10 protein-coding genes and 2 pseudogenes are annotated in these 12,505 nt (G+C 40.9%); 6 read left to right on the plus strand and 6 right to left on the minus strand.

Going from position 1 to position 12,505, the window contains the following annotated elements:
* Positions 1–1,677 (minus strand): substrate-binding domain-containing protein (locus BV372_RS35205; RefSeq protein ID WP_256973216.1); only part of this gene is annotated, 1,677 nt, incomplete at its 3' end.
* Positions 1,678–2,635: 958 nt separating this feature from the next.
* Between BV372_RS35205 and BV372_RS38375 the strand changes: the two are divergent.
* A pseudogene (locus tag BV372_RS38375) lies at positions 2,636–2,722 on the plus strand (ABC transporter permease); the annotation flags it as partial.
* 137 nt (positions 2,723–2,859) lie between these two features.
* Here the strand turns inward: BV372_RS38375 and BV372_RS14235 are convergent.
* Positions 2,860–3,753 carry a ferritin-like domain-containing protein gene (locus BV372_RS14235; RefSeq protein WP_086687165.1) on the minus strand — a complete coding sequence of 298 codons (894 nt, stop codon included), beginning with the start codon at positions 3,751–3,753 and terminating at the stop codon, positions 2,860–2,862.
* Between the two features lie 562 nt (positions 3,754–4,315).
* On the opposite strand from BV372_RS14235, the gene BV372_RS14240 reads away from it, so the two are divergent.
* Positions 4,316–4,516: a hypothetical protein gene (locus tag BV372_RS14240; RefSeq protein ID WP_086687158.1), complete on the plus strand. Its 201-nt coding sequence runs from the start codon at positions 4,316–4,318 to the stop codon at positions 4,514–4,516.
* Between the two features lie 298 nt (positions 4,517–4,814).
* On the opposite strand, the gene glnA is transcribed toward BV372_RS14240, so the two are convergent.
* Entirely contained in the window at positions 4,815–6,230 is a 1,416-nt protein-coding gene (glnA, locus tag BV372_RS14245) for a type I glutamate--ammonia ligase (protein WP_086687159.1), read from the minus strand.
* Between the two features lie 357 nt (positions 6,231–6,587).
* Here glnA and apcB point away from each other — a divergent pair.
* Positions 6,588–7,097 (plus strand): annotated as a pseudogene (gene apcB / locus BV372_RS14250) (allophycocyanin subunit beta).
* A gap of 348 nt (positions 7,098–7,445) precedes the next feature.
* Here the strand turns inward: apcB and BV372_RS14255 are convergent.
* A complete protein-coding gene (locus BV372_RS14255; protein WP_086687160.1) occupies positions 7,446–7,925 on the minus strand; it encodes a hypothetical protein in 480 nt (159 codons plus the stop codon).
* 164 nt (positions 7,926–8,089) lie between these two features.
* Between BV372_RS14255 and BV372_RS14260 the strand changes: the two genes are divergently transcribed.
* On the plus strand, positions 8,090–8,908 hold the full coding sequence (locus BV372_RS14260; RefSeq protein WP_086687161.1) for a TlyA family RNA methyltransferase: 819 nt from the start codon (positions 8,090–8,092) through the stop codon (positions 8,906–8,908).
* Here the strand turns inward: BV372_RS14260 and BV372_RS14265 are convergent.
* Entirely contained in the window at positions 8,905–9,183 is a 279-nt protein-coding gene (locus BV372_RS14265) for a Calvin cycle protein CP12 (RefSeq protein WP_086687162.1), read from the minus strand. The two genes, BV372_RS14260 and BV372_RS14265, sit on opposite strands and share 4 nt — an antisense overlap.
* A gap of 480 nt (positions 9,184–9,663) precedes the next feature.
* On the opposite strand from BV372_RS14265, the gene BV372_RS14270 reads away from it, so the two are divergent.
* Positions 9,664–10,452, plus strand: a complete 789-nt coding sequence (locus tag BV372_RS14270) for a hypothetical protein (protein WP_086687163.1) — start codon at positions 9,664–9,666, stop codon at positions 10,450–10,452.
* 85 nt (positions 10,453–10,537) lie between these two features.
* Here the strand turns inward: BV372_RS14270 and BV372_RS14275 are convergent, their stop codons facing one another.
* Positions 10,538–11,467: a carbohydrate ABC transporter permease gene (locus BV372_RS14275; protein ID WP_086687164.1), complete on the minus strand. Its 930-nt coding sequence runs from the start codon at positions 11,465–11,467 to the stop codon at positions 10,538–10,540.
* A 580-nt stretch (positions 11,468–12,047) separates the two neighbouring features.
* Between BV372_RS14275 and BV372_RS35210 the strand changes: the two genes are divergently transcribed.
* Entirely contained in the window at positions 12,048–12,311 is a 264-nt protein-coding gene (locus tag BV372_RS35210; protein ID WP_143845109.1) for a hypothetical protein, read from the plus strand.
* The last annotated feature ends 194 nt before the right edge of the window (positions 12,312–12,505 follow it).

A 12,505-nucleotide genomic window follows, 5' to 3' on the forward strand; every position in this document is an offset into this window, starting at 1 on the left:
TTGTTCAGGAACATCTGGCAAATCGGGAATTGTCGCTGCTGTCTCAATAATTGGCAGTTCAGACTCTGATGAATCCCATATAGAATAATTGCTATTTCCTATTGGATTTCCACTATCCTCAGAAGTTGACCCTGTACTACTAACAGCAGACCAGGTAGCGGCCCCAGCTGCTAACCCCGTACCATCTGTTAAGTCTACATTGCCAGTTGAGGCAATATCTTCTGCAATGTTAGATTCCGCCTGGGGTTGTTCTTCGTTCCAATTCTGGGTATCCGATGCAACTATAGGCACCTCTGAATTATCCAAATTTGCAGCTGGTACTTCAGCCTTGGGTAATTCACTATTAGATGCAATTGGAGACACTTCCGGTAGGGGTGGATAAGAAGTATTTACAACTGTCGCTGGTGCTTCTGTTTCCCATGCAGCTTCGCCGTTATTTCTGGCTTCATCAGTTAATCCTGCGTTAGAAAAACCAGATGATATGGCTGCTCCTGCACCTCCAGCTATAGCTGGTGTTGCTGGTGATGTAGTAGGCTCTTGCGAAGCTGAGTCTTTATCTGCTGCCTCAAGTGCCCGTGGGCGTCTTTTTAGAAACCACCAATAAGACAATCCACCCAAAACAGCTATAACCAACAAAGGCAATAGTAACCAAAATGGTGCTTCCCTTTGCACACTTGCATTGTTAGCGGCAGCAGAGTTTGCCAATGGTTCGTTAGGGGCAGTAGTTGCACTAGGATCTGTAGTTGTAGTTATAGCCTCAGCGGTAGGGGCGGTAGTAGCAGCAGTTGTGGCCTCAGGCGTGGGAGAAGTAGTGGTAGTAGTTGTCGCCAATGCTTGCAATCCGCCTTGAGCGATCGCAGCTGCTTCGGCTGATCTTGCTGCTTCTATAGCTTGCTGTCCTGGTGGTGCGATCGCAAAACCAAGAAAACCTGCCGTACCTGTGCTAGGACTTTTCTTGTAGACGTAAACTAAAGGTTGCGAGAAGGGATACTTGGCATCTGTTGGTGAGGTTTGATGTATTTGGAGAACTCGCACACCCGGCAGTTGTGATATCTGATTAGCTAAGGCGTAGCTAATCCCATCCTTACCCAGTTGTTTGACGATTTCTGCGGTGTTATCATCAGCTATTTGAGTTGCTGTAGAGCCTGTAGCAAATTTAGCAGACTTGAAGGCTGGGTAATTCCGAAAAGTATTGCGGGTGTCGCTGGTTGCCGGGCGATCGATAACTCGAATTTTACCCTTAGCTCCTCCCAATTGCGACCAATCTGTAATTTGTCCTCGGAAAATCCTGGCGAATTGCCTAGTAGTCAAGCTTCCTTGGAAAGGATTGTCAGCACTCACAATGATGGCAATTTTTTCTCGATGCAAGCGCACTTGCTCTAGACCTTGTGCTTGTTCTTGTGGAGTCAAGCCACGTCCGAGTGCTGCTATATCTATTTTCCCATCTAGCAAAGCTTTCAGTGCGGCATCAGTACCGTTAGCTGCAACTTCAACTTTCGTACCAGAAAACTGTTTCTCAAAACTTTGTTTAAGGTTTTGGTTGATCGCACTTAAGCCACTTGAACCATCAATCCGCACTGTAGTCCCATTCTCCAATGTTTTTGGCAATGGAAGTGAGGGAGCATCAGTTGCAGATTGTGCCAGTATATGTGTTGGCACTAAGAGACTTGTTGCCATAGGCATAGTTCCTATGGCAAGCAGTAATGCCAGACGGACTAGTGCACTATCTTTTTTTCTTTTTGCCACATATGCTCCTTATCAGGGTACAGAAAACAGAAATCCGGCCAGCCTTAAACGTTATTTTTTATGTATGTTAGGAGGAGACGCGCTAATTATACATCTCTATTAAGTTTCTGCTAAATTGTTTCTATCGTTATATAAATGTATACTGCGTCTAACTTTATCTCGCCTCCAGTTAAGATTAATAGACTGTTAATTTTTTTTAAACTATAGGGTTCATACTTGATTTCTGAAATATATGTAGGGGAGCAACTGCTGAAAGGGTTCCCCGGCTTGAAACAAGTGGCGTTGGGCACTGCCCACTAAAACCCTGAAGGAGTAGGCAATGCCCACCCTACAGATACTAAGATTTTTCAATTAATCAAATCGGATTCCCATATCTCAAGCCAGCGTTTCAAGCTAAGTTTAAAGATAATTTCTTATATTTTATTTAGTTGTATATACGAAGACTTAAAGTAATCAACAATAATTTTGTTACTCCGTAAGAGCAATTATATTGTTATCAAAGGGATAGTTGACGAATAATGACTTGACATATATCTCAGCAATTATTTAGCAATGCCAATCTTATTACTTGAGCATTTTATTATTGGCATTATCTTTGTTAGCCATATCACTAATTTTGAGATTTTTTTATCCTTCTGGATAGAGCAAAATTTCGGCTGGTAATTTAGTCGAAAGCTGAGGGCTGCCTTAATAAAAAATGTCGCTTAAATAACTATTCGCGTGACGTTTGTTCCTTGCTACCGCTATGTACGAAGAGCGCAGTCTTCTTTGGAGAGACCACCAAGTATCAATTAGTTGTGTAAGAAGTCAATCAGAAACTGATTTACTAAGTACACATAAAGAAATATAAAGTAATAATTAATATTTATTTAAGATGTAACTACCAAAATTAGAATTTAATTTGCCGGAGATGGTAGCGTTATTTTCGCTGACTATCAGCTTTTGTGGCACTACATTTTCAATACTGTCTTTGCGAGGTTAAGGATAATTGTCAGATTGAGTGTGCGATCGCTTTTGCTCTTTGAGGTGGTTATAAATTTGCTCATCAGCAGGATTAAGGGATGGGGGATTGGGCGTTTGTTATTTCTCCCTAGTCCCCTGTTCCCCTAGCCCCTAATCTCTAGTCCCTGTTTTCTCCCGTTTCTGAATACCACTAAGGAACATGGGCACAAATTTCTCCATAAATGCTTGGGGATCTCGCTGCCAAGCCCTTTGTGCTGCCTCAATCCTTAGCAACTGCAATTCAGGTGCTAGCAAAGTTTGCGGTAAACGTTCCATCAAATACTGGGGACGTTGCCACAGCGGCATAGTATTTGCGACTTCTACTAAGTTAGCAACCCGTCGCAATTCTGCACCTAAAGTGATATCCATGCCTGACTCAAACGCCGCTTGTTCAATAGCGGCATACTTGCGCTTGGCTTGCTCGACTTTTTGCCGATGTTCTGGGCTTTTATCTGCGATTTGCGCTAACCAGCGATTACCCCAGCGGACGTGTCCGGCTTCCTCTGGCAGAATTTTTTCAATGGTTTCCCGAATTTTAATATTTTCTTCAGTTTGCGGTGCTTTTTTCAATGCGTAGATGTGGGCGGAGAAATACTCACAACCCCGCTTTTCGGTGATGTTAATCGCTGCCAATGCCGCAATGATAGCGTCCTCTAAGTTGCTATTGGCATTAAAAGACTCTCGGTCTATAAGACGATCAAATTCATCAATATAGGAAGAGCCAGGAGGAGTTCCTAGATCAGCTCCCAAGTCTATCAGCAAGTCAGTCAGCCACATGGCATGACGAGCTTCATCCGAAATATGATGCGACAAATCCCGCACTAATTCCCGTGGCTGTCCATTTAATTGTTCAATTACCTCAGTCAGGTCTTTGCAACTGCGTTGCTCGCTGTAACGGTAACGATTGAGGGTAATTAGATGAATTTCGCGATCGCCTACTACCCGTTGCAGGATATCCCTCGCACTCATCGCATTCTGAAATTTCCGTGGGTAAATAACTGTCATAGCTTTATAAACTTTTATAAACTCTGTTTTCATCTGTTTTTGATGGTAACGTAGTTAGCCTTAACTACTACGCTCGCGCTGCGTCACTCAAAAAATACTCTGATTGACAGAGGTAGAGACTTGTCCATATTATTTGGCGATCACCGCAAAAAGTTACCATTCTAAATGCTGTAAAAGCTCAGAATTAAAGAATTTGAATTTTGTAGATATCTACAGACCAGCTTCCTGTAAGGTATTTTGAACTCCACGCACCGATTTTGAGTTTTCTGAGACTTTTACTACTCAAATATAAATAAGTGTAACGAATAAACAATCAACCTTGAGGCAGGTGTGAGTCTTTCGGTCAGACTATCCCGAAGCCAGATGTTTAAGTGCAATCGCGGTTTCAGGCGCATTGGAGATGAATTTTTTCGACTTTTCTCCTAAGAAAGCTATCTCCTTAGTATTAAGTTTTATTGCAAAAAGCTATTTTGTAACATTCGTTACAGAATTGTTTGCTATATTAAATAGAGAGGAAATTAATCAATTATCTATTAAGTAAAAAATTAGGAAGGACTAAGTTATGTCTATTCAAGAAAAATCTCGTGCAATCATGGCGCGTCAATATCAAGAAGTCAAGAAGCGTCAACAATCGATGCTGATGCGTAGCGCACAAGAACTCGGTCTTCCTGAAGAAATGTCCCACTACTGGAACCCCATTCAAGGCAAGATAGACCAAGATACTCGGACACTTTATGGCAGTAGCCACGCTGGTATGAGTTAGGCTGCAAGTGTTCTTAGCTGAATTGAAGGGGAACTTAATACACTATGAATGGCAAATCAGGTGTCTCAGCCTTCATAAATGCCCCCTTGATTTTGGAGGGGGTTTTGCATCCGTACCGTAATTAACTTTAAAAAAAAGCCACCCTCTAGGGTGGCTTTAAAATTAGCAGCAAGAAACCTTCAGTAGCAAAAGTATTCATTAGCAAAGAAGTAGAAAAAATTATTTCATCAGCTTTTTTCCCTTCTGCCACCTGCCTTCTGCCGTCTGCCTTCTCCTTTCTGCCTTCTAGTTATCGCAATTAGCAATCGTAATACATGTAAAACTCGTAGGGATGAGGACGTAGTTGTAGCTGCTTAACTTCGTTAACTAGCTTGTACTCAATCCAATTTTGGATAAAGTCTTCTGAAAATACACCAGTGTCTGTTAAGAACGCGTGATCGTTTTCCAGCGCTTCTAATGCCAAGTCTAGAGAACCTGGAGTAGAAGGAACCTTCGCCAATTCTTCTGGAGAGAGTTCATAGATATTTCTATCTAAAGGTTCGCCAGGATCGATTTGATTCTTGATCCCATCAAGACCAGCACAAAGCATGGCAGCAAATGCTAAGTAAGGGTTAGAGGTGGCATCCGGGCAACGGAACTCTAAACGCTTGGCTTTGGGGTTAGTGCCAGACAGAGGAATGCGCACAGAAGCCGAACGGTTACCTTGGGAGTAAGCCAAGTTTACTGGTGCTTCATAACCAGGTACTAAGCGCTTATAAGAGTTAGTTGTGGGGTTGGTGATTGCCAACAGTGCTGGTGCGTGTTTGAGGATACCACCAATGTAATACAGCGCTGTTTGACTCAAGCCAGCATACTTATCGCCTGCAAATAAAGGTTTGCCATCTTTCCAAATAGACTGGTGAGTGTGCATCCCAGAACCGTTATCACCAAACAATGGCTTGGGCATGAAGGTGACGGTCCTACCATATTTCTTAGCAACGTTCTTGATGACATATTTGTAAGTCATCAACCAGTCAGCAGCTTCGACTAGCTTACCAAAGCGGAAACCCAGCTCGCACTGACCACCAGTGGCAACTTCATGGTGTTGTTTTTCAATGGGTACGCCGCAGGCTGCCATCGTCAGTAGCATTTCTGTACGGATATCCTGGAAAGTATCCGTGGGTGCAACTGGGAAGTAACCTTCTTTAAAGCGTGGTTTGTAACCGAGGTTGGGACCTTCATCTTTCCCAGAATTCCAACGACCTTCTACGGAGTCTACGTAGTAGTAACCTGCGTTGGCGGTTTGGTCAAAACGCGCATCATCAAAGATGAAGAACTCAGCTTCTGGACCTAAGAAGGCTGTGTCACCAATACCAGTAGAAACTAAGTAGTCTACAGCTTTTTGAGCAATCACCCGGGGGCAACGGTTATACCATTCGCCTGTGCGGGGTTCTTTAATGCTACAAATTATACTTAGTGTTGGCTCTTTCATGAATGGATCGATCCAGGCAGTGTTTGGATCGAGAACCATTGTCATGTCTGATTCTTCGATGCCTTTCCAACCCCGAATACTGGAACCGTCGAAAGGTACACCATCAGTGAATGAACTTTCATCGATTTGATTGTAGTACACGGTGAGGTGCTGCCATGTCCCTGGTGTATCGATGAATTTCAGATCAATCATCTGAATTTTTTGGTCTTGAATCAATTTCAAGACTTCTTGTGGGGTTGTCATTGTTACTCCTTCTCTGCCAATTAAATAAACTCAATCTAGAATCTTCAAAGCTTGCTGACCCTGCTGAGCTGAACCCAATTGTGACACACCTGGAATATCCTAAGGATAGGAGATTAAAGAAATTTGTAGTGTTTGTTACAGATCTTCGAGTTTAGAGGTTATTTAACCTTTCTCTAACATCTGTACAAAACTCAAACATATCATCTCAGAGGGGGCAACTTTGGCATAGAATCCTTAAGTAGCGGATATATTGTTTTGTGCCGAAACCTATATTGTAATTGGCACAAAAAGTGACTGTGCATGAAAGCAGCCAAATAAATATCAAACCATAGATAGTAATGATTGGGAGAAACCAGAATGCGCGATGCAGTAACAAGTTTAATTAAGAATTATGACGTAGCTGGACGGTATTTTGACCGGAATGCGATCGACAGCCTTAAATCCTACTTTGAAAGTGGTACCGCACGAGTCCAAGCTGCGGCAACAATTAATTCCAATGCTGCTGCAATTGTCAAGCAGGCTGGTTCTCAATTATTTGAAGAACTGCCTGAGTTGATTCGCCCTGGTGGAAATGCTTATACGACTCGTCGTTATGCAGCTTGTCTGCGGGATATGGATTACTACTTGCGCTATGCTACCTATGCGCTGGTTGCTGGCAACACTAATGTATTGGATGAGCGAGTACTGCAAGGGCTGCGAGAAACTTACAACTCTTTAGGAGTGCCCATTGGCCCAACGGTTCGTGGTGTTCAAATTATGAAGGAACTTGTTAAGGAATAAGTGACAGCAGCAGGTGTAGCTAATGCCGCCTTTGTAGAAGAACCATTTGATCACATCACTCGTGAGTTGAGCGAGACCGATATCTAGATATTTAGAGGTGGGTAATGTCCATCCTTTAAAAATATCAACAGCGATCGCTCAAAGAAAGTGTGGAAAAAAGCGATCGCTTTCTTTAAATAGCTATATAAGTGCAAAAAACACAAATTATAAAATATAATTTAATATTTTGAATTTTTTCTTTACCTTTATCAAGCGCGGGACGAAAGTTGATAAAAGATTAAAATAAATTTTATTTGTCAATGCGCAATTTTGCTTAAAAACTTATAAAAATCAAAATAATTTTGAATATGACTTTTGAGAGTAGGGAAAGCAGTTAACTGAAGATTAAGTTACAAATTTTTCTCAGTATTACATAGTCATATTCAGTTACAAAAATTAGTAATATTCGATTAGTAACGGTTCCTCAGGAATTAAGCGAGAAGCAAAGTTAGACTTTTTACCTAAAGCCTTTAAAGAAGCTATTGCAATTGGAGATTTTAGCCGTTTTAACTCTTGCACTTCCCAAAAAACTGCCCAAGTAGGTTTGTCAGTTGCAGTAGATGGCGGACGAAACTTAGATTTACCTGGATATCTACCATTACGAGAATTTGCATGACCAATGTATAAGCCTTGCCAAGAAGCTTCTGAGTTTAGAGGTTGATCCAGAGATTGTGAAGCGTAAATTAATACTTCTACTTCTTTATCCCCACGTAATTCATCTGCTTTGCGAAATACTTCAAAAGCCATGCTACCAAAAGCGATTTTGATGATTTCATCGCTTAATTCATTTTCCAACTTGTCTATTGTTTCTAATGCAGACAGCAAGTGTATCTCCGGAACAGGTGCAAGAATCGCAAAAGAAGTTGTTTTAGCCATGTTCTGTTCCTAATAATGTGAACTTTTGTAATTATAATTACATTTATACTCGCTATGCTTATTGTTGTAAAAGTAGGTGATTGCAACTGCGATCGCCTCAAATCCGGCACAATAGAAGTTGCTCACAATCATTAAGCTGTAACGCCACCACAAAAGCAAGTTAATTGGCTAAACAAAGACTCGACACACTCTTAGTAGAAAGAAATTTATGTTCTTCTCGCGCTTTAGCACAGCGACTCATCCAGGCGGGAGAAGTGACTGTGAATCAGCAGGTTGTTGACAAGCCTGGCACAGAAGTTGATATTACATCTCAAATACAAATTAAAGAGCGATCGCGCTTTGTTTCCCGTGGTGGAGAGAAACTTGCCAAAGCTTTGGAAATCTTTGCAATTCCTATAGAAGGACGTATTTGTATAGATGGGGGGATTTCTACAGGTGGCTTTACCGATTGTCTGCTACAAGCTGGAGCTAAACAAGTTTATGGCATTGATGTTGGTTATGGACAAGTTGACTGGCGGTTGCGAAATGATTCGCGGGTGATTTTGCGGGAACGCACCAACTTACGACAACTACAACCACAGCATTTGTATGCGGAAACCGATCCTATCCCTGATTTAGCAGTGGTAGATGTGTCGTTTATTTCCTTAACTAAAATTTTGCCTGCGTTGTGGCAACTAACTCAACCTCCCCGCGAAGCAGTATTATTAGTAAAACCACAGTTTGAAGTTGGCAAATCCCGTGTGGGCAAAAAAGGCGTGGTGCGCGATCCACACGACCAAGCAGATGCGATTTTCCATGTATTGCAAGCGGCGCAAGCATTAGGTTGGAAATACCAAGGTTTAACCTGGTCGCCAATTACCGGGCCTGCTGGAAATATCGAATATCTTTTATGGTTAAGAATGGATAGCGAAACACCATCGCCCGATTTAGAAGCAATTCAGCACATCACTAAATCAGCGATCGCTGATTTAAGAGAAAATTAGACATCATATATCAAGCACTCAACTGCTTCGGGATGTTGCTCACAGTAGCTTTCTAAATTGGTTTTGTGTTTTTTTGCCTGCTTTTGATGAGCTTTTTCGGCTTGCAATTCTTCGACAATTTCCCATGCTACAGCACAATTAGCAGAATCCTTGCCGTTGCGATCGCACGTGGTACGCGCTTCGGTAATAGCCTCTAGAATGGCTTGTTCAAGAGTTTTCGTGCCATTTTGGTCAGCGCTAACCGCAGCCTGAACTACTTCTAAAGTTGTCTGCATGATACTTTTACCTTTCTGTAGTGAGATAGGGATGAGACTCCTTGCAAAAGGTACTTTTGCAGGTAAATTCTATTTTGACAAATCTGAGAAGAATTGGCCTAAATAGAATGTTTTTATTCCATATCTCCTGAAATTAGTATATGCAAATCGTAGGAAATAATTATAAAAATTACAACATACAACGCACAACAGGCATATTTACTTTTATCTTTAGGAATACGAGAAGTTTTGGATCAATCAAGTAACTATTATTTCCTTACTTACTGAATGAATCATAGAGTGTAGATGCTTAACCAGACTCCGTAGAAGAAGAAAGTTTTTTATAAATTTTACATTTTAGTTTGGTTTGTCACTGTTGTTTAAGTAGATTTTTTTGTTTATAAATATTGTGTTTGTAATTCTTTACTTTTCTTTATAAAAAGAGGTGAATGCCACAAAATTAATCTTTTTTTGTTGTTCAGATAGGTCATTAATGTCAGAATGAATCGTCCGCCATTAGGGATTGTTTGGGATTTACTCAGCACCCTATTTTTAACCATTGTTAGTGCTTTTGTAGTTGGCACGCCTACCATTAAATTAGTTTCTAGTACTGTAGAGTCTATCTCAGGAATTAGCGCATCATACTCTGGAAGACTCAACTCTCTATTTGCCAATAATTCTTCTATTGGAGTACTGGCTATTTGCGTAGCTGAAGGAAATTGTGAGATTGATGGCAGCAAAACCCAAAACTATTTTCAAAATATTGATCCGGGCAATGGCTTGATAAATAGAGGTTGGTGTTCAGATCAAGGAAGAGGTGGAACTAATTTGGCACATGCGGATACTGGATGTTTAAGACGCACGCAAAGCCGTATTCCTCACCTTATTCAAAGAATGAAGCGTGTAGGTCTAAATCCTGAACAATACTTAGAGGCATTTGTAAATGCAAATGATTTATGGAATCAAGCATCTCCCAGAGTCAGCGATACTTTTCCTACTGCTTATCGTACCGCACTCAATCGAGGGTTGCAAGGTCACGAAGCGATTTTATGGGCACGAGTAGAGGCTTTTCGTGATGACTCAGGAGAACTGTCAGCAGGCAACATAAATATGGAAAGAGGTGTTTATAGAGGATTGTTTGGTATTTGTGCAAACCCACAGAACACTTATTACCAAAGCCGCTTGCAGACTTATCCTTTAATGTCAGAACGCTGGCGTTGGTCTTGTATAGCATTAGATCAAAAAAGGCGTGTCAAAGCTATTCAAAGTGTTTTCACTGTAATTTATTGAAACCAGGCATTGATCTGCGATTAGATGCAATTGGGAATGGGAAAATGATCGAGATAGCAGGCAAATTATCCTTGCTTTTATTTCCTTAAATAGTGATGTTATCACCACCTTGCCTATTAATAACTAATCGCACCACTGATAACCCCAAAATTATTAAGAATAGAACTAGTCCAATTGTGCAAGCATAACTAATTTCCAAATTACTAAACGCTTGTTCATATAAATAGTAAACAATTGTTTTGGAGCTATTAAGTGGTCCTCCTTGGGTCATAATATACACCTCTTCAAATACTTTGGTAGCAGAAATAGCTGAAATTACCGCTACTAAAGCTAGATAAGGTTTCATTAAAGGAATAGTAATATCCAAATGTTTGCGGATACCATCTGATCCGTCAATTGCTGCGGCTTCATATACATCAGCAGGAATTGATTGCAACCCTGCGAGGTAAATTACCATGTAGTAGCCTAACCCTTTCCATACAGTAACAGCCATAACACTTGCTAAAGAAATAGGCACAATGCCCAAAATTTTACTGGGGCTAGTTAGCCAGGGAATTCCTTCAGGAAAAATATTTACAGCTTTAAAAAACTGATTCAGCAAACCATTTTCTGCATACATCCATTTCCAAGCGATTCCCGCAACTACCATTGAAATTACGACTGGCGTATAATACGCAGCTCTAAACCAATTCATTCCCCGTAGTTTCTGATTGGCCAAGATTGCTAATCCTAAAGGAGCAATGACTAGAATTGGCACTACACCTACAAGATATAGAAATGTATTGGATAAAGTTTGCCAAAATACCACGTCTTGCCAAAGCTTGAAGAAATTAGCAACACCTATCCATTGCGGTGGTTGGGCAATATCCTCATAGCTTGTAAAGCTGAGGTAAAATGCTTGCAAAGCAGGCCAAAAGACAGTTAGACCCAAAATTAGTAAAGCAGGCAGCAAAAATAAATAAGGAGTTAGTCGCTGTTTGATAAACATCAAATCTTTGGCAGGCAATTGATTCATAAAAACATAGTGTTGGGTTTCGTTTCTGATACTGGCTGGGAAATAAAGCAACAAGGTAAGGATTTACATAAGTGCTGGTGAACCATAGCTTTTGGCGGGTTTCTCAACCTAAGCGACTAGCGTTACGAGGCACGAGCATCCCCGGAAGGTGTATACAGATCATGATGCCTGTTGGCAATTTACTTCTTAAGCTTGAAAAAAACTATTAATTTATCTGAAAGGTAGTTAAGGTGCAGCAGCGAAAAAACCTTGTTATGGTATAATAATAACCTTGCAACCAAAGCATCCGAAAAATATACATTTTGATGTAACAGCCGTGAGAATATGCTGTACTTGGATGTTTGCCAAACCCACATAGCCAGCCTGTGAAAGACATAAGTAAAAGTGATTTAGCAACAGAGCTTTATGGATTTTGAGGGTGATGTCAATATATGAGACATAGGCTTGGGTTGTTTCAACATGAGTAATTCAGATACACACTAGTAGCTCAACGGTTTCCTTCAGATGTACGTTGTACCCCTCCAGGTAGCTGACCTTCTTAATTACCGTAGCGGGAATATTCATCATAGAGAGAATTGAGGTGTTCTCCAGTCTAAAGGTAGATATTCTGGGGAACACCAGCGCAGTTATCAGTTACCAGAGAGAAATCTTGCGCCAACAGCATCTGTGCCTCAACCAAATCTACGAAAAATTACATTCTGAACCTTTTTTGGTGACTTGTACTCATTCTCATTGCTTGGCTGTTTCCAAAGCTCATCTCGATTATCATGAGTGCGATCGCCCAAGTTCCTTAGCTGACAAACGGAATAAGGGTAGGTTTCAATATCGAAATCGCTTTTTTTGAAATCTTACAAAAAAATATTGTGATCCCCCTTGACGAAACAGAGAAAGTCTTGTTACCTTAGATAAGTGCTGAGGGCGAGGCAAAAACGCCCAAGCAACCGAACCGAGAAAAAGAAATACTTTGAAAGCTTAAAAAAAACCAATCCTCGTCAAACAGGTTTTTTGGGCAAAGCTCAAAAATATAACCAAAATTCA

The organism is Nostoc sp. T09, from assembly GCF_002154695.1.
GTDB lineage: Bacteria > Cyanobacteriota > Cyanobacteriia > Cyanobacteriales > Nostocaceae > Aulosira.

What these genes read in the sequence shown, in the direction of transcription:
- glnA (WP_086687159.1), bottom strand. Translation starts at nt 6,230, where the DNA reads ATGACAACCCCACAAGAAGTCTTGAAATTGATTCAAGACCAAAAAATT.
- BV372_RS14240 (WP_086687158.1), top strand. Translation starts at nt 4,316, where the DNA reads ATGTCTATTCAAGAAAAATCTCGTGCAATCATGGCGCGTCAATATCAA.
- BV372_RS14265 (WP_086687162.1), bottom strand. Translation starts at nt 9,183, where the DNA reads ATGCAGACAACTTTAGAAGTAGTTCAGGCTGCGGTTAGCGCTGACCAA.
- BV372_RS14255 (WP_086687160.1), bottom strand. Translation starts at nt 7,925, where the DNA reads ATGGCTAAAACAACTTCTTTTGCGATTCTTGCACCTGTTCCGGAGATA.
- BV372_RS14270 (WP_086687163.1), top strand. Translation starts at nt 9,664, where the DNA reads ATGAATCGTCCGCCATTAGGGATTGTTTGGGATTTACTCAGCACCCTA.
- BV372_RS14275 (WP_086687164.1), bottom strand. Translation starts at nt 11,467, where the DNA reads ATGAATCAATTGCCTGCCAAAGATTTGATGTTTATCAAACAGCGACTA.
- BV372_RS14235 (WP_086687165.1), bottom strand. Translation starts at nt 3,753, where the DNA reads ATGACAGTTATTTACCCACGGAAATTTCAGAATGCGATGAGTGCGAGG.